The sequence below is a fragment of the Bradyrhizobium sp. Pha-3 genome (assembly GCF_042258325.1).
Classification (GTDB): domain Bacteria; phylum Pseudomonadota; class Alphaproteobacteria; order Rhizobiales; family Xanthobacteraceae; genus Bradyrhizobium; species Bradyrhizobium elkanii.
The window spans coordinates 8,246,480-8,263,564 of the sequence record NZ_CP170151.1 but is presented as its reverse complement, the minus strand read 5'-3'; the positions used below and the strand labels follow the sequence as shown (position 1 = coordinate 8,263,564).

The 17,085-nt window shown below is 59.1% G+C and carries 13 protein-coding genes and 1 tRNA gene; 3 read left to right on the top strand and 11 right to left on the bottom strand.

The window, feature by feature from the left end; genetic code table 11:
• Nucleotides 1-68: 68 nt before the first annotated feature.
• The gene (locus tag ACE10X_RS39510) at nucleotides 69-1,502 is read right to left on the bottom strand and encodes a coniferyl aldehyde dehydrogenase (RefSeq protein WP_038385257.1); all 1,434 of its coding nucleotides are present in this window, start codon (nucleotides 1,500-1,502) and stop codon (nucleotides 69-71) included.
• A gap of 317 nt (nucleotides 1,503-1,819) precedes the next feature.
• Here ACE10X_RS39510 and ACE10X_RS39505 point away from each other — a divergent pair.
• Nucleotides 1,820-1,896: transfer RNA gene (locus ACE10X_RS39505), tRNA-Met, on the top strand.
• Here ACE10X_RS39505 and ACE10X_RS39500 read toward each other — a convergent pair.
• Nucleotides 1,853-3,511 (bottom strand): recombinase family protein, encoded by a 1,659-nt coding sequence (locus ACE10X_RS39500; protein ID WP_080650418.1) that lies wholly within the window; start codon nucleotides 3,509-3,511, stop codon nucleotides 1,853-1,855. The two genes, ACE10X_RS39505 and ACE10X_RS39500, sit on opposite strands and share 44 nt — an antisense overlap.
• A 556-nt stretch (nucleotides 3,512-4,067) precedes the next feature.
• Between ACE10X_RS39500 and ACE10X_RS39495 the strand changes: the two genes are divergently transcribed.
• Together ACE10X_RS39495 and ACE10X_RS39490 are read left to right on the top strand one after the other, a co-directional pair.
• Nucleotides 4,068-4,370 (top strand): hypothetical protein, encoded by a 303-nt coding sequence (locus ACE10X_RS39495; protein ID WP_026191864.1) that lies wholly within the window; start codon nucleotides 4,068-4,070, stop codon nucleotides 4,368-4,370.
• Nucleotides 4,367-4,816: a type II toxin-antitoxin system VapC family toxin gene (locus ACE10X_RS39490; RefSeq protein WP_016841320.1), complete on the top strand. Its 450-nt coding sequence runs from the start codon at nucleotides 4,367-4,369 to the stop codon at nucleotides 4,814-4,816. The genes ACE10X_RS39495 and ACE10X_RS39490 overlap by 4 nt, the downstream gene beginning before the upstream one ends.
• A gap of 59 nt (nucleotides 4,817-4,875) precedes the next feature.
• On the opposite strand, the gene ACE10X_RS39485 is transcribed toward ACE10X_RS39490, so the two are convergent.
• The 9 genes from ACE10X_RS39485 to ACE10X_RS39445 form a co-directional block, all read right to left on the bottom strand.
• Nucleotides 4,876-5,052, bottom strand: a complete 177-nt coding sequence (locus tag ACE10X_RS39485) for a hypothetical protein (RefSeq protein ID WP_018268924.1) — start codon at nucleotides 5,050-5,052, stop codon at nucleotides 4,876-4,878.
• A gap of 918 nt (nucleotides 5,053-5,970) precedes the next feature.
• Nucleotides 5,971-6,273 carry a helix-turn-helix domain-containing protein gene (locus ACE10X_RS39480; protein WP_026191863.1) on the bottom strand — a complete coding sequence of 101 codons (303 nt, stop codon included), beginning with the start codon at nucleotides 6,271-6,273 and terminating at the stop codon, nucleotides 5,971-5,973.
• A gap of 1,103 nt (nucleotides 6,274-7,376) precedes the next feature.
• On the bottom strand, nucleotides 7,377-8,597 hold the full coding sequence (locus tag ACE10X_RS39475) for an O-antigen ligase (RefSeq protein WP_244436086.1): 1,221 nt from the start codon (nucleotides 8,595-8,597) through the stop codon (nucleotides 7,377-7,379).
• Nucleotides 8,598-8,771: 174 nt separating this feature from the next.
• Nucleotides 8,772-12,707 (bottom strand): glycosyltransferase, encoded by a 3,936-nt coding sequence (locus ACE10X_RS39470; RefSeq protein ID WP_026191862.1) that lies wholly within the window; start codon nucleotides 12,705-12,707, stop codon nucleotides 8,772-8,774.
• 132 nt (nucleotides 12,708-12,839) lie between these two features.
• The gene (locus tag ACE10X_RS39465) at nucleotides 12,840-13,466 is read right to left on the bottom strand and encodes an ABC transporter ATP-binding protein (RefSeq protein ID WP_016841314.1); all 627 of its coding nucleotides are present in this window, start codon (nucleotides 13,464-13,466) and stop codon (nucleotides 12,840-12,842) included.
• A 157-nt stretch (nucleotides 13,467-13,623) separates the two neighbouring features.
• On the bottom strand, nucleotides 13,624-14,586 hold the full coding sequence (locus tag ACE10X_RS39460) for an ABC transporter permease (RefSeq protein ID WP_244436091.1): 963 nt from the start codon (nucleotides 14,584-14,586) through the stop codon (nucleotides 13,624-13,626).
• A gap of 1 nt (nucleotide 14,587) precedes the next feature.
• Nucleotides 14,588-15,439, bottom strand: a complete 852-nt coding sequence (locus tag ACE10X_RS39455) for a glycosyltransferase family 2 protein (protein ID WP_018268922.1) — start codon at nucleotides 15,437-15,439, stop codon at nucleotides 14,588-14,590.
• On the bottom strand, nucleotides 15,436-16,314 hold the full coding sequence (locus tag ACE10X_RS39450; RefSeq protein WP_244436093.1) for an NAD-dependent epimerase/dehydratase family protein: 879 nt from the start codon (nucleotides 16,312-16,314) through the stop codon (nucleotides 15,436-15,438). Before ACE10X_RS39450 ends, ACE10X_RS39455 begins: the two co-directional genes overlap by 4 nt.
• Nucleotides 16,315-16,361: 47 nt before the next feature.
• Complete coding sequence (locus ACE10X_RS39445; RefSeq protein ID WP_018268921.1) at nucleotides 16,362-17,084, bottom strand: sugar phosphate nucleotidyltransferase; 723 nt, start codon at nucleotides 17,082-17,084, stop codon at nucleotides 16,362-16,364.
• Nucleotide 17,085 lies beyond the last annotated feature (1 nt).

Genomic DNA, 17,085 nt, shown 5'->3' with positions numbered 1-17,085 from the left:
AAGCAATCGATCTATCCGTTGTGCGGACTATGGATTGCTTCGCCACGCTCGCAATGACGGCGTGATTCCTACGACAACAACCGCATCAGCTTCTCCAGCCGCGCGACCTTCGCGCCATAGGGCGGATAGAGATCGGCAAGCCGGTTGAACCGCGAGCGGTAGAACACCGGCTTGAACTTGGTCAGCGCCTTGAATCCCCACTCGCCGTGATAGGCGCCGGTGCCGGAGGCACCGACACCGCCCATTGGCTGATAGGCCTGCGCGAAGTGGAACAGGCAGTCATTGACGGTGACGCCGCCGGACACCGTGCGCGCCAGCACCGCATCGCGGGCGACGCTGTCGGTGCCGAACCAGTACAGCGCCAGCGGGCGATCGCGCCTGTTGACGAAGGCGATCGCCTCCGCCGCATCGCGCACGCCGATGACCGGCAACAGCGGTCCGAAGATCTCCTCCTGCATCACCGTCATGTCCGGCGTCGCGTCGACGATCACGGTCGGCGGAAATTTGCGCCTCGCCTTCCACTCGCGGTCGTTCGACGCTGCCGGCTGCATGATGGTCGCGCCTTTCGCGGCGGCGCCGGCGACCAGCCCCTCGAGCCGTGCATAGTGCCGATCCGAGACGATCGACGTGTAATCGGCGTTATTGGGATCGGTACCGAACATGTGCTGCATGTGACCCTGCAGCCGCATCGCGAAGGGTTGCACCGCGGCCTGCGGCACCAGCACGTAATCGGGCGCGATGCAGGTCTGGCCGGCATTGAGCAGCTTGCCATAGGCGATGCGCTGTGCGGCTTCGTCGATATCGGCGGAGCCATCGACGATCACGGGCGATTTGCCGCCGAGCTCGAGCGTCACCGGCGTCAAATTGCGGCCACAGGCTTCGGCCACCAGCCGGCCGACGCGGGTCGAGCCGGTGAAGATCAGATGATCGAACGGCAACGCGGCAAATGTCCTTGCGATTTCGTCGTCGATATCGGTGACCGCGAGCTCGGTGACGTCGAATTTCTTGGCGATCGCCTCGGTCAGCAGCTCGGCGAAGCGCGGCACCAGCTCGCTCGGCTTGATGATGGCGCGGTTGCCGGCCGCGATCGCGGCGACTGCGGGCGCCAGGGTCAGCTGCAGCGGATAATTCCACGGCGCGATGATGCCGACCACGCCGAGCGGCTGCGGCATCAGCCGGTTCTTGGCCGGCGCGAACTGCACCGTGGTCGGGACCTTCCGCGGCGTCATCCAGCCCTTGAGGTGCCTGGCCGCGTGCTTGATCTCGCCGAGCACCAGCATGGTCTCGGCGATCGCGGTCTCGACGGTGGAGCGGTGGCCGAAATCGGCCGAGATCGCCGCCTCGAATCGCGCCTCATTCTCGGTCAGCGCGGCGCGCAGGCGGCGCAGCCGGTCGAGCCGTGCCTGTAATGTCGGCGCCGGCTCGCTGCGCGACAGCTCGAACTGACGATGAAAGGCCTCCTCAAGCGCATGCAGCCCCGGGCCCTTCAATGGCCGGTCCATGGCGTTTCCCCCGCGGATGACGTCTTCTTGACGGATTTGTTGCGCGCCAAGCTCCGCTTTTGCGCGCGGTCTGGCAAGGCCCGGTTCCCGGCGGTAAATCCTGCCGGGACAGCCGGCGATTTCGACGTCACAAAATCCTCAAAAACCCGCATCCGGGGCTTTCCAAACCGGGCTCACGTTGATACATACGCCCCGCACCCGATGGCTTCGGCCCGGGTCGCCTTCTCAGGAAGCCCCCGGACGGATCGATCGGCGCCGTTGAAAAGCGTTGGCCGGCCGGCTCAGGCACCCTTTCTGCAAGGCATGCAACGGTTTAACGCGGGGTGGAGCAGCCCGGTAGCTCGTCAGGCTCATAACCTGAAGGTCATAGGTTCAAATCCTATCCCCGCAACCAACGATTCTTGCGAAAGCAAGGCACTTAAAACCCCGGCTTCCGCAAGGATGTCGGGGTTTTTCTTGTTCGCGGCGAACCGAAGGATCGCAGCCAGGTCGCCGCGCAGCAGGATCGCAAGTTCGGCCTCGTTAGGCACGAGCGTCACCTGATCGACCAGCGTCCGGAACAGCTCAGCTGCCTCGGCCGTGCCGTCCGCGCTCAGTAGGCTCTCATAAAGCGCGGCCACCCGCTGGCGGTATATCTCCGCCATGTTCGGATGCAGAAGGGGCGGTGGTTCCTCAGCGTTCGCCAGCAACTCGGTCAGTTCGGCCTTGCGGGCTTCAAGACCACCAATCTTTTCCTTGAGCTGAGCGCCGGGCACACCATCCAGGATGGCTTGGATCGCTCGATCCAAGTCCCGTTGAACGCGTTCCAACTCTTTGCGCTGACTGATGATGTCTGCGCTGCGCTCAATCCGCAGCCGGTTCACCTCGCGAGTAAATTCGTCGCAGAACTCCTTGAACAGCTCGGGCTCCATCAAGTGTGTCCGGAGGCCGCTAAGCACGGAGGCTTCAAGCGCGTCTCGCCTTATGTTCAGGCGGTTTTCGCAGGTGCCCTTATTCCGCGAGGTCGCGCAGCCAAGCAGATCTTTCGAGATCATCGTATAGCCGCCACCACAACAGCCACACTTCACGAGGCCGGCAAACAGGTGCTTCGGGCGCCGCCGCTGATTCAACGGGTTGTCGCCGGGCTCAGACGCCTCATAGGCGAGTGATTTTTGGCGTGCCTTCACCGCATTCCAAACTTCCTGGTCGATGATGCGCATCTCCGGAACCTCCTGAATCACCCACTCGGATTCAGGATTGAGGCGCGACACCCGCTTTCCCGTATCCGGGTCTTTCAGATAGCGGAGCCGGTTCCAGACGAGGCGCCCGACATAAAGTTCGTTGTTAAGGATGCCGACGCCGCGCTTCGGGTTGCCATGGATCGTTGACGGCCCCCATTCGGCGTCCTGTGGTCCAGGCACGCCTTCCTTGTTCAGCTCAAAGGCAATCGCGCGGGACGACTTGCCGGCAATGTAGTCTGCAAAGATACGGCGTACGACGGCAGCTTCGGCCTCGTTGATCGTTCGATCGCCGCGGATCGGCTCGCCATTCGCCGCGAACTGCTTCACCACGTCATACCCAAAGCAGAGCCCGCCACCGGACTTGCCATCCGCGACGCGGCCGCGCAGCCCGCGGCGCGTCTTGTCGGCGAGATCCTTCAGGAAGAGGGCGTTCATCGTGCCCTTGAGGCCGACGTGCAGATGCGTCACGTCACCCTCCGACAGCGTAACGATACGCACACCGCCGAAAGCCATACGCTTGAACAGTCCAGCGATATCCTCCTGATCGCGGCTCAGACGATCCATCGCCTCTGCGAGCACGACGACGAATTTGCCGCGCATCGCATCGCTGATCAGTTCCTGAATGCCGGGACGCAACAGCGACGCGCCAGAGATTGCGCGATCGGTATAGCTATCGACTACCGTCCAGCCTTGCTTCTCGGCGTGCAGGCGGCACAGCCGCAACTGATCCTCGATTGAAGCGTCTCGCTGATTGTCTGATGAGTAGCGGGCGTAGAGCGCGACCTTCACGAGGCGACCTCCTTACTCCGGAAGGTGGTCTTGCGTCCGGCTATCAGTTTCGGCTCGAACGAAGTCCCGCGCGGCCTGTCGCGCCAGCAGTCGGACCAAATTGACGAGGCGTGGATCGGGTTTTGATGACGCAAGTGCAACCGGTTCGCGGGTCGCGTCGGCGACCACAAGAAGCTGTTCGGCTGTTGTACGTCTGGGTCGCGCCACGATCGCGTCCTTGTCCTAGCGCGGAATAACCCGCTTCGCGACAATGATGCCCAGCAACAGCGCGTCGCCAAGGTAAAAATATATTGTAAGTCAATGGCTTGTGGTGCATCGGAGCGGATGCTGGCGGGTAGCAGCGCAGCGGCGGGACGCGGGTCGACCGTCGTCGTAGCCATAATATTTTTGTGATTGCCCCCCTTGGAAGAGGGGCGTCTTGTCATGGTGGCACCCCCGCGCGGCACCCATGCCTTGGAGGGGCCCTCTTCATTTGGCGAGACCGATAACAGTTCCACCAGCCTTGCACTCCAAAGAAAATGCGGTTATATATCTGGATATAGCACGGAGGGACGCGATGAGCAACAGTGCGCAGAAGAGAGCCCTCGAGAATTATCGGTCCCGCCTGACTAAGCGTGGCATCGCGCGGTTCGAGATCCAGGCGCTCGACGCCGACCGCGATCTGCTTCGATCCCTTGCCCGGAAATTGACGGAGGACGGTCCGGAAGCCGGGCAGCTTCGCCGGACCATACGGCAGGCAGTGGCGGGTGAGCCTCCGAAAGCGGGCGGTATTCTCGCCGCGCTGCGTCGCTCACCTATGGTCGGCGCGGATCTCGACCTCAGCCGTCCGCGAGAAGAGGGGCGTGAGGTCGATCTGTGACGCGCTACCTCCTTGATACCAATATCATCAGCAACATCATAAAGCCGGAGCCGTCGGACTCGCTGCTGGCTTGGATGGGTGCTCAGAAAGACGACGACCTCTTCATTGCTTCGCTTACCGTCGCGGAAATCCGCCGAGGCATCTTAGAGAAACCGAAGGGCAAGAAGCGCAACAGCCTTGAAACTTGGTTCGCGGACCCCGAAGGTCCGCAGGCGCTGTTCGCTGGCCGCGTCTTATCGTTCGACGACAAAGCTGGCCTCGTGTGGGCGCGGCTGATGGCCAACGGCAAAGCCAAAGGCCGTTCGCGAAGCGCGCTAGACACAATCATTGCCGCAGTAGCCGAAGCCAACGAGTGCGTCGTCGTGACCGACAACGAAAAGGACTTCGAGGGCGTTCAGATCATCAACCCGCTCCGTAGCTCTGGGGGCCAGGAAGTAGGCAGATGACGATAGCTCGAAATGACGTCGCCTCGGCTTCACGGAGGTGAGATCGCGGCGCTGGTCAGTTATGCCGAGGGCTCCGTCACCAGCAAATACATCCACTCGCTCGACAAGGCCCGGATCACGGCGGCGGACACGATCACCGACCGCCTGCTGACCGAACTCACGGCGCAGCGGACGCTGGCGCTGCGCGACAAGCTCGCGATCACGCCTTCGATCGCCTTCCGATCGGTGCTGCACAAATTCTGCCTCGACGTCTCCTCCCGCTATTCCTCCTACGGACGGCGATGGAGGTCTCGGTGCGCAATGCCACCTTTCCGGTGCAGCCGCAGGGCTGAAGGACACGCCGGCGGCCAAGGCGATCAACGCGCGCCACAAGACATGGGAGGGGCGCCTGCCGAAAGACAAGGCCGATCTCTGGGACTGGCTCACCGCTCTGACGGGCGAGGAGCCGGCGCTCTTAGCGCACTGCGCCTCACTCGGCGTCAACGCGCTCCACGAGAAGGCGATCGCTACGGCGGCGGCGCCACCCCGCACACCGCTCGGGCGCGAACCGGACACCGCCACGTCGAGGTCAACGGCCCGCGATGTGATCGGCCTCAGTGATCCGCTGCTCGATAACCTGGCAACGCTTGTCTCAACGTTCGAGGAGCGTGCGCCTGCCTGAGCGCAGTGCCGCCTAGCCTCACGGCTTGCCGCAAGGAATCATAATCGGTTTCCAAGGCGCGGACGCTTCTCTCGAGGAGATTCATGGTTTCCAAGACCTACGACCACAAGGGGGCAACGCATCGCCTTCGGCCTCGTTTGTGGCCGCCACGACGCCTCCTTCAAGAAATTCGATGATGAGGCTTTCAGGTTCTGACTACATATCCCCTTCTGATCGAGGAATTTGATCAAACCGACCAAGGTGGCTTTCTGCGTGAGAAGCAGCGCGAACAGCTTCGCTGTCCAATTTTCGCGCCGATCTTGACCCCGATCCCATGTAGCAACGGCGGGAAGGTTTCTCTACCGGGCCAGGCGATTGGCTCTGGGCTGCCAGGCTGTGAGCCAGAGCGTGATGACTATTATGGGCGTCGACGAACGGGTGGAGGCGCTGATACGACGAACACTTCGGTCAGCAGCAACCCACACAGCTTATCATTGACAAGACTGCTACCGCATCAGCCGACTTGCACTGACCGCAACTGTTTCTTGCTGCGCTGCGGGCGCGCCGGTTTGCGACCGTTGGACGAGGTTGGAATCCGAGCCCCCTTGGGCGGCTGAACAAAGAGCTCGGACAAATGAACGCCGAGCGTGTCGGCTATCCGCTCAAGAAGATCAATCGTCGGGTTTTTCGACTGCCGTTCAAGACTGCTCATATAGGAGCGATCTATCCCAGCCTCGCAAGCCAATTTTTCTTGCGAGATACCTTGCTCTATGCGAATCCGACGCACATTCCAGGCCACTAGCGCGCGAGTTTTCATGTGCCACACCATGGCCTCGGCCGCGCCGTCAAACCACTGGATATAATCCAACTATTAGTTCTTCGCCAAAGTAGGCCGCCGCCGCAGATCGCTTGCCCGACCCGGCAGCCCAAGGATTGACGGCGTTCCGTTCGATGAGCGAGACAAACTGGACAAGATCGGGGTGCAGTTTGTTCATCTCTGGCGAAAGCCACGTGCCGAGATGCGATTTTCGTACTGCAGACTTGGGCGCGTCCGCTGTCGCGAACCGGGCTCTATGAGCTGCGCTTACCGAGGCCCTTACGGAAGCGGAGTCTCGGCACATGCGGGTAACGATCCCATCGCGCAAGGCATAATGTGCTCCTCGCCGGGGGCACTCGGAAAAGGGGCTCGCCTTCGGCGACCGCTATCACTGCCCCGTTCCCGGGTGCCGCTGCTAAGCCGGTCTCGTCGTTGCACTCGGACCCGCGTGTCCCTTCGGGTCACTATGCTCACGCTCTCCGGGTGCCATTTCAGAGGGCGATGCGCTGCGCACACGCCGTCCTCGCAAGAATGATCCTGGCCATTCCGGTGCTGGCCAATCGTACATCAGCAGCAGCCCGTAGCTGTGCTGATTTCCCCGAGGGCCACGCAACCGTTTATCCGCTACGTATCAAGCAGTAATAACCACGGGTTGGCGGGCTGGCGCTGTTCGGCACAATCTGTGCGGGTCTCTCGGATTGACAATTGGATCACAAAAGGAAAAGGCTCCCGTGAGGGACCTTCTAGTTACAAATGTTTCGACACGTGACAGTGTCGGCGGTCGAATACGACTTCGCCTGCTGAGAGACTCTACGTATCATTACAATCTGCTGGCGCGCAACCAAGGCGAGAATTGTGATGCCGATTGTCTTTGGACGGGACGGCCGTGTGCGGTGCCCGGCGGGATCTGCAAAAGCCAGACGCGGCTTCACAATAGGTGCGTCACGCGCTTGCGAGGGCCGCGGCCAAACTCAGCCGAGGGTTCTTCTATGGCGTGGGGGTACGTTCCCCAAACGGTTGGACAGGTTGCGATCGCGGCGGTGACGCGGAGTGGTCGAACGCGTCAGCATGTAGAGCAACACGGGGAGCAGCAGGAGGAGGCTTCAGTCGACCTTGACGAAGGGAGGGCGAGACGTTGTGGCCCGTTGTTTCTCTTGCATGCTCACACCGGCCGCGACGCCTACTCCCAGGACATACATCCATCCTTCATGAAAATCGAATAGATGCGAATTGAAAAGGGAGCTGGTCATATTCTGGATTACGACAAGTAGTCCGAGCCAGCTCCCGAACCCGCCTCCACGAAATAGCAGGAGATGGGAGATCCACATCGCATAGAGCGCAACAATCCCGATGATGCCCCATTGAACCGCAACGTTGAGGGTCTGGTTGTGCGGGTTCTTGGTCACTTGGGCGGCCAACCCGGTCTTACCGACGGCATCGCGCTCAAACAATGCCTGTGCGGAGCCGGTCCCATTGCCGAAGATGGGGGCTTCAGCGAAGAATTTCAGCGACTTTTCCCAATATTCGAGCCGCTGCCCAGTCGAGCGGACAATATTCTGCTTCGAGGACTGATATTCGATCCAGAGATCCGCGACGCGAGCGCGCAAATAGCCGGACGTGAACCAGACCGCGACGGCAACCACAACACAGGCACTAAAAAGCAGCATCGATTGGCGGCGGTTGAGATACCTTGATGCGAAGACAATGAGCAGCACCGGAAGATAGACGATGGCTGCGCGCGCTGATACGACGAACGCCATGTTCGCGAAGAAGGCGAGCATCAGTGCGGTGCATGCCGCAGCAGCCCAGTAGTTGCCCTGCCGACAGAACGAAATAGTCCACGGCGCGAGCGCGACCATGCATAGTACGAACTCCTGACTTTGATCGATATAGTTCTTGACAGGAACTCCCGCGCTCAGAGTGGTCGTCAGCTTCAGTTCGGGCTTAAACAGAACAATCCACGACAGCCCCATCAGCAGCGCACAAGATAGAACGAACGAGATGAAGATCCGGCTACCGCGCGGCGACCGCTGAAAATGGTAGATCAAAAATGGGAGTACGAGCAACTTGGCGAGAGGCTTGATGCCTATAAACGTTGCATGCCAGGAAACATCGGCCCAAAGAGTCCCGACTACCGCGATCAGGACCATCGTGAGCGGCAGCAAGCAAAACGGCCGGGTGACGAGATGGAGGAATGGACGGAAATCGGCCGACGAGGTTAGCGGGATCAAAGAGATCAACCACAGCAACAGGAAGATCGTGAAGCCGGTCGTCGACCACGGCAACATCACCGCGGACAAAACCGCGAGGACATCGGCGTACAAAAATCGCGCTCGTGGTTCGAACCAGGAGCCAACTATGAAAGATTTGGAGACCGTTGATCTGGTGGTTGTGAGCTCGATCATGTCCGAATACCGCGGCGGGGCGGGACTGAAAGCGAAATCAATGGGCCTGATGTCGGCCCGAGGCTCTTGAGGTGAGCGCGCCTCAAAATCGACCTAGTCGGCGCGTGAGGCGCTCTGTTCGCGTAGATTTGCTGATTGGATTAGAGCCTTTAGTCCTTGCTCATAACTTGAAAGCATCTTGCGCGCGTCGAGATTCCGCTCGGCGCTGCGCCGAGCGGCCTCCTTCATTCGTTGAAGAACTTCCCGATCGAGAGCAAGCTTCGTGAGCCTGTCTACAAACTCATCTATCATGCGCGGCTGACAAAGAAATCCGTTCACGCCGTCACGGACGAGTTCAGGTAAGCCCCCTACGGAAGACACAATGACCGGAACGCCCAGTGCGAGCGCCTCCAGGACGACAACCGGTCTGCCGTCGAGCCGTGAAGGCAGGACAAGCACGTCATACGATGAGACCCAGGGGCGGACATCTTCAACGTCGCCGATAAGATGAAAACGATTGCCAAGGCCTGCCGACGCGACTGCGCTCTCGATTTCTGTCCGAAGCGCTCCGGCTCCGGTCATCACAAACAAAATCGGTAAATGTGATGACTTACGGGCAATTTCGATGAAGGCCAGAGGGTCTTTCTCCTCAGACCAACGGCCCGAAAAACCGACAATGAGTTCGTCCGGCGTTGCATTCAAATACTCGATGACGGAACCGTCGCGAGGACGCGGCAGATAATCGTGCAGATCAATCCCGCTGGAGATCTGTCGGACGCGGTCTTGCGACTCTCCCGCATCGAAGAGGAACTGCAGGACCTCCTTGTTCTCCACGAAATTGACATCGATAAGATGAGCGTATTTCCTGTTGTTCTTGGTGTGACCAACCGTATTGAACAACAAGTCTGCCACTTTGATCTTCGGGAATGCGGCTCGGATCGAGGGCAGCAGGTTGTACATGAAGGCGCTCCCCGCGATCCAGACAACGTCAATCTCGCGGGAGGCGATCAGGTAGTTTACGAAATCTGGCCATCGATCCGCGGCAAGGAACCGGGGCAAATGGAAGATTTCGGCGGTCGCTTGTTCGAACCAACTCGTGGAATCCCCATGTTCGCGTCCAGCCTCGATTGAGGTTATGACCGTTACGCGCCATCCTTGTTTGGTGAGATGGGCGACAATGCCGCTAAGCAAACGCTCCGCTCCTCCTATGAGCGTAAACGGGAGCGCGAGCAGGATCACTGGGGCTGCTCTACCCTTCGAAGCGCGTCCCAGAAAGTTGGTGGCGGCATTCTCCGGACGTCTATCTGCCGCTGCAGCAAGACGCGAAGCGCGAAGCGCGGCGGGCGTGACGAGGTCTCCCAGCGCCTGGCGGATCAACTTGCGATGAACTGGCATGCCGTGAAGGTCGGTCTGGGTGCTCAGGCTAGGGCCGTGGCGCCGATACAAGAAGAGGTGATCGTTTGTCATGTTATGGATGCGAGCGCCCAGCGCTGCGAGCTGTGTCCAAAACAGCCAGTCCTCATAGACATGTCCAGTGACGGCGCGGTCGGTGTCGCGATAGCCGCCGGCCTTCTCCCAGAGGCTTCGGCGAAAAACCGCGCAGGTCAGAACATGGTTCCCTTCGAGCATGTCAGCCAGCACAGGCTCGCCAAGGATGCCGACCTTCTCATCAGAGCTTCCGAATTGCTGCATGGCGCTCGAGACAATGTCGTATCCATAGGTCTCCAGCAGGAATACCGCTTTTTCGATATATGTCGGCTTGAGCAGATCATCGGCATCGAGGCAGCAGATGTATTTTCCGCGGGCCTTGCTGATGCCGAAGTTTCGATTCGCGCCTACTTGATGAGGCTCCGTCTGGACAACGACTGTTGTCTTGGGCCGCGTCAAGGCCAATGTCTGCTCTCGGGAAAGCGGTTCGGTTGAGCCGCCCTCGACAACAATCACTTCCAGATTGTCAAAGGTTTGCGCCAGTACCGAATCGACTGCTTCGGCAACGAAATGACCGTAGTTGAATGATACGATAACGACCGAGACGAGCGGTCGGTCGCTCGGCCATGCTGCGGCTTCGTCCGCTGTCGGCTCGACAGGCTCACAAAAGCCCGTTCGCTGGTCGAAGGCCAGCCTTGGCAGCTGGATTTGAGCTGCGGCCAACTCCTCTTCGCGCAGCCTTCGCCGATTGGCGATCGTTTCGCGCAATCTTTGTCGAAGTTCAAAGTTTAAGGTCCATTTTACCAGCTTGAGCGCTTGGCGTGTCATCCGAGCCAACTGAGGAACTCTATGCCCCGCCCGCCGCAATATAGACGTTGATCTCCAGATCGTGCTGCGGAGAATGAGGTCAATCTCGGACCCCAGGGCCGATACCTGATCGGTCAGGGCTCTAACGCTCTCCTTCAGATTTGCCACTTCTAGCTCTCTTGAAATCGTTTCAGCTTGAGCGGCTCGTTCGCGGTCGGCATAGTGGGCCTCCAAGAGTGAGACGTGAGTGGAGAGGCGTGCTCGATCGGCTGTAATGGCGATATTGCTATCCGTAGCGTGCGCAAGCCGATTGGAGAGCGCATTGATATGGATGGCCAGTTCCTGCAATTTCAACTTTGTATCCTGCTCCAACTGGGAATACGCGACCGCTGCCTGATCGAGCTCGCCGGTTAGAAATGTTATGCGCGCTTCTAGTCCCTTGGACTTCTTCTCGCTCTGGAGCGCGAGTTTTGCATAACTCTCGGTCTCTTGCTTGAGGCGACCGGAGACCTGTTCAATTTGCGCGTCCAGCACCTCAGAGTGAGCCTTGCTCTCGCGGGCTAGCGCCGCATAGTTTTCGGTCTCCCGCCTGAGCTGCTCGGACAGCTCCTCTATTTGCGCCTGCAACGCTTCAGAGTGGGCGTTGCTCTCACGCGCTAGCGCAGCATGGTTGGCAGCCTCCTGGTTGAGTTGGTTGGAGAGCCGTTCTATCCGTTCTTTCAGTAGATCCGAGTTGGCAGCGCTCGTGCGCAGCAGCACCGCATAGTTTGCGGCCTCCTCCCTGAGGTGATCGGAAAGATCGCTTATCTGCGCTTCCATTGCCTCAGCCGTGGCTTTGCTCTCGTTCGCTAACGCCGAGTACTTGGCCGTGATCGCAGCGCATTCGGTACGCGCGGCGGTCAATCGCCGCAGATCACTGGTCCAGAGCTGCTCAATTCGAGTCAACAGAGGTACGTCAAGAGCCGACTGCGATAGATCAGGCAGACCCACAAGCAGATCGGGCGTACTCTGCGCTGCGTGGATCAGCATCAGCTTTTGCCGTGCAGCGCGCAGCTTGCTCTCCGTTATGCGACCCTCAGTCCCCGTTATGCGGGCAAATAACTCCTTGATGTCGTTCGTGAGCGAACCGTCGCTGAAAACGATCCCGACAAAGTTCGAGGCGAAGTCGCGGATGTAGATCTCGCCCCCTACCAGGTGAAATCCGAGTCCTTCTATTAGGAGACGTAGCGAGCTCCCCGATGGATAGAAGACATGTTCCAAGGAGCTCTCGAACCAAACTCGGTTTTGATGAGTGTCCGAGATGTAGGGCACTTCGAATAACAAGAATCCATCCGGCTTGAGCAAGCTTAGCGCAGCTTGAACTCCGCGACGGAAGTCGCGTAGGTGCTCGAATACAGCGATGGCGGTTACGCAATCAAATTGATGCGTATGCGTTTCCGGAATGGCGGGATCTAGCAGGTCTCGGCCCAATATCTTAATATTGGATTCCGTCGCATGTGCGATCATGCGCTCATTGACCTCTATGCCATAAAGGTCAAAGGTGCTTGGGAGCCTCTTCAGAAGATTGCCGTCGGCGCAGCCGATATCGAGAATTTTTCCGCCGTCCTTAAGGCAGCAAACCAGTTCGGCCGCCCACGACAGTCCATGCTCGGCCATTAACTGGTAGTCATTGTAGCCAACAGCGCCATCGACCTTCTGCGAACCGTAGTATGCATCGTCGTAGAACGATCCAAGGTCCTCCGGTATCGCTTCAATGACGCCGAGCCCGCATTCGTCGCATCGAAGAACCGCGACATCGTCGGTGCGTGTTGCCATCAGGGTGAACGTTCGCCCCTGACAAGCATTGCATCTGAAATCCGCTGAAGGGACGTGGAGGTTCATGCAATCACCGCAGCCTTTGACCAAACAGTGCCCTGTTTTACGATCTTGATCTCGTGCCGACCGTTGCTAGCGAGGATCGAGTGTGGCGCTGCGATAGGCCGACAAGATCTCGTCGATTTGGCCGGCCGCTCTAACGCGCCCGCCGTCCAGCCATACGGCCTTCTCGCACCACGTCCTGCAGATCTGCTCGTTGTGGGAGGCCAGGACGAGAACGCTGGCATTCTCTACGAAGGATTTCAGGCGTTGTTCGGCTTTGGCGAGGAAGCCGGCGTCACCGGCGAGAATCCATTCGTCCATTAGGAGGATCTCGGGGGCGAAGCACGTGGCTACGGCAAATGTGAGCCGCGTCAGCATGCCGGACGAGTAAGTGCGTGCCGGCAATTCGAGGTAGTCGCCGAGTTCAGTGAACTGTCCGATCCCCGGAATCAGTTGGTCGATCTCGTCAGGATCGAGGCCCAACAGAAGTCCGCGAAGCTTGATATTGTCGAGCCCGCTCAGCTCCGGGTCTATTCCAAGCCCAATGTCGAACATCGGCGATATTCGCCCCGAAACGCGGACCGCGCCCGAGGCTGGCTCATGGATTCCTGCCATAACGCGTAGCAACGTCGTCTTGCCGGCTCCGTTGGCGCCCACGAGTGCCACGCGGTCGCCGACAGAGAACCTTAGCGATACGTTCCGCAAGGCCTCTACCACCAGGCGGTCATTCGCATCGCTCGCGATCCGTCCTCGCGATCCTCGATACAGAAGGCCCTTCTTCAGAGATCGCGATCCCCCACTGTAAATCGGAAAAGAGACGCTGACGTTGTCCAGTGCCAATCGTTCGATAGTTGCGTTCGTCAAAGAGGACATTCTAGACCCAATAGGAGATGCGTTCGCGGAATCGGCCAAAAAACAGCCCGACGACGACAAGATTGATCAGGGTCATCGTGATGACCACCACGTAAGTGGCGGCTGTCGGAATGTCGCCTAACAGAGGGTCTCTCACGATCTGGATCAGATGATAGAACGGGTTCCAGTCCACAATGAGCGTGCGATCCTTAAGCTGATCGGACTTCCACATGATCGGTGTGATGAAGAAGAGGATTTGGACGAGGGAGCCGATCACCTGTGGGATGTCGCGAAAGCGTGCTGAAGCCATCCCGATGAACAATGTTACCAAAGCGCCGTTGATCGTGAGGAGTACGAACCCTGGTACGGCCAGCAACGCATTGGCGCCTGGCGAGTTGTGGAAATAAGCCATCACGCCCAGGTAAATGACGAAGTTATGGGCAAAGATGATGACCTTGCTCCAGGTCCCCCGGCATACGTACAACGCGTAGGGCAATTTAATCTGCTTGATGTAGGTCTCGGAGCCAACGAACAACAAGCCGGCTTCGGTCAGGAAGCTGGAGAAATAGCCCCAAACCAGGAAGCCGACGCACAAATACGGGAGAAAATCGTCGATTCGGCTTTGAAAGATCTGCGCGTAGAGAAGCCCAAGAGAGACGATCATAATGGCCATACTGACCGTCAGCCAAAGGGGGCCGAGAACCGAACGGCGGTATCTCTGCATGATGTCATTCCAGCCAAGCCGGAGCCAGAGCCGCCGCTGGCGAGCAGCCGACGCCATATCGGCGATGGCAAGCGATGCGCGAGACTTCCGTTCATTTGAGGTTAAGCCGCTTGACGGTGTCTGCGAGCCGCTCGTGCCAATTCTCTTATTCGTCATACCGAGCGCGTCCTTGCCTGCCCCTCTTGTTGATGGCTGATCGAGCGGCATTGAACTCGTGCCGAAGACGGGCATGCGACCGAGTCGATTGCGTTTGACGGGCAACTTATCTCTCCAGACCGCGATTCGAGGCGGCGTCCATTCGGTTACTCTCCCGGTCGGTGAAATAGACTGCAACGCTGCGGAGTTGGACGATCGAGAGTCGCCGTAGGTACTTCGCGAGCGTCCAAGCGACGAGCGGAGCGTACTCCCACGCGCTGATCAGGCCCGTTCCCCACAATGAGAAATGCGTGCGCATTTCGCCCAGCTGCATGGCATGTAATCGGCCGCTCAGTCCCGTGGTGCCGAACGCCGGCTTGTCCGCTCGCGCGAGCGTTTCGTCCATTCTCACGGATCGGATGCCGGAGAGAATGTGTGCGGCCACGAACCAATAGTCTTCACACGCATAGGTCTGAGGAAAATGGTGCCTGACAGCATCTCGTCGAATAACGACTGTTGAAATAGGCGCGACGTTGGCGACCAGGATGGCGCCTCGCGTAATGCATCGTGCATTGATCGGCTCGTTGAGGGATGACCACGCGGTTCCGGCGAAACCCTTGCGATGGGAGCTGAGGAGCGGTGATCCCGGAGCCAGCATCAGCTCCATTTGAATTCGCAGCTTTTCTGGATGCCACTCGTCGTCTGCGTCGAGAAATGCCAGAAAAGGCTCCGAGCTTGCCAGGATGCCGGTATTGCGAGCGGCACCAGGACCACGGTTTCGGGGAAGCTTGATCAACTTGATCGGTTGAGCGACATACTCACTGCAAATCCTGTCAGTGGACTCGTCGCCGCTCGCGTCGTCCACTACGATTACTTCGCGTGGTTGGAGCGTCTGACACGCCACGGAGCGCAAGGCGCGCCGCAGCGCATCGCCGTCGCAGTAAGTGGGAATGATGACGGTGAGGGGGGCCGTATTCAAGGCGACACCTGCCTATTTTCAGCCTGTGCAGCAGCGAGCATCTGGCGCAAGATCGCATCGACGTCCGGAAGCGGAACCGCGATGCCAAGTTGGCTCAGACGATTGGCATCGCCGATAATGATATCGAGGTCGCTTGTGCCGCGTCGCTCTCCCTCAACTTCGTGAGTGATCGGGGCGTCTACGATCTCCATGAGGCGGTCGACGAGATGCTGAACGGTGGTGCCGACCCCCGTGCAAACGTTGATGATCTGCCCCACAGCGCGGGGAGTTTCAGCCAGGTCGACAAGTGCGCGGGCTGCATCAGCGGCGTCAACAAAATCACGCACGGCATTTAGCGGGCCGGTTCTCAACGTCTGCTCAGAGCGGGATGTCGCCGCGAGTTGGCTCGCGAAGCTTCCCAATGCCGTTGAACGGGGCGCTCCGGCGCCGATCGGATTGAAAAGCCTCGCCATGATAACCGGCAACCCACGAGCATGCGCGGCGAGACCGTGATGGGTTTGGGTCAACTTTGAAATGCCGTAGAGGCTCAGAGGTGCGCAGCGATCGGCTTCCCGAACGATGCAATCCCTATGTATGGGCCGGCCGTATTCCGCAGCGCTTCCCGCCAGAACGACCGTGGGCGGCTGGTCGACGCTCAGTGCCGCCTCAAGAAGGTGAACCGCCAGGATGACGTTAGATTGATAGATATCCTCTGGCAGGTCTGAGTGGGTCTGGCCAGCCAGATGAAGAATCATTGAAGGGCGCACGCTATCCAAGACGCCACGCAAGTCATGCCGCGTGGGCGGCCTCGGAAGTAGAATCGATAGGTCGTCGGCGGAGCCTGACGATCTGCACAATCCAACGGCCTTCACGCCCCGCCGTGTCAGCTCGCGCATGACATAGCGGCCAAGGAAGCCGCTCGCTCCGGTGACCAGTGCGACTGTCATCGCTCACTCTGCAAAAACAGTTCCCGCTTCTCTTCAAACAGCTGCTGCGCCGTTGCGTAGTCCTCCGGCCTGCCAATATCGAGCCATAGGCAATCCTGCGATCGGCAGAGGACGGATTTACCGGCTTCGATCAAAATTTGCATCAGGTGTGGCATGTCGAGGTACTTGCCGGGCACCAGATGGGGGGCAACCGAACCGCGGTTGAGGACATACAGCCCCATGCTGACCAAATGAGAGTAGGTGGGCTTTTCACGATAGCCCGTAAGCCGCATGTTGCCGTCAACCTCAACCAGGCCGAATTCGATCTTCGTGCTTCGTTTGAACACGGCAATCGAAGCGGCTGTTGGCTGCGTGCGATGCTCCTGCACCATTTTAGCTATGTTGAAGTTCGTGAGCAGGTCCCCGTTGGCGACGATAAAATCGTCGCTGAGCTTGTCGAGCGCATAGGCTAACGATCCGGCGGTCCCCAACGGCTCGTCTTCCAGTACATAGTCGATCTTCAACCCAAACTTGGAGCCATCCTCGCAGAATGCGCGGATCAGGTGATGCAAGTGATTGACAGAAAGCACCACCTCTTGAACGCCGGCGGCTTTCAATTGACGGAGCAATAGCTCGAGTACGGGCAAATCTCCGAGCGGCACAAGCGGCTTCGGAAAAGATGCGGTGAACGGCTTCAGGCGGGTACCTTTGCCGCCCGCCATAATCAGGGCTTTGGTCATA

Bases quoted from the DNA above. Each gene is read 5' to 3' on its own strand.
- ACE10X_RS39495 (WP_026191864.1), top strand. From the start codon at position 4,068: ATGAGCAACAGTGCGCAGAAGAGAGCCCTCGAGAATTATCGGTCCCGC.
- ACE10X_RS39480 (WP_026191863.1), bottom strand. From the start codon at position 6,273: ATGAAAACTCGCGCGCTAGTGGCCTGGAATGTGCGTCGGATTCGCATA.
- ACE10X_RS39470 (WP_026191862.1), bottom strand. From the start codon at position 12,707: ATGGCAACACGCACCGACGATGTCGCGGTTCTTCGATGCGACGAATGC.
- ACE10X_RS39445 (WP_018268921.1), bottom strand. From the start codon at position 17,084: ATGACCAAAGCCCTGATTATGGCGGGCGGCAAAGGTACCCGCCTGAAG.
- ACE10X_RS39510 (WP_038385257.1), bottom strand. From the start codon at position 1,502: ATGGACCGGCCATTGAAGGGCCCGGGGCTGCATGCGCTTGAGGAGGCC.
- ACE10X_RS39450 (WP_244436093.1), bottom strand. From the start codon at position 16,314: ATGCGCGAGCTGACACGGCGGGGCGTGAAGGCCGTTGGATTGTGCAGA.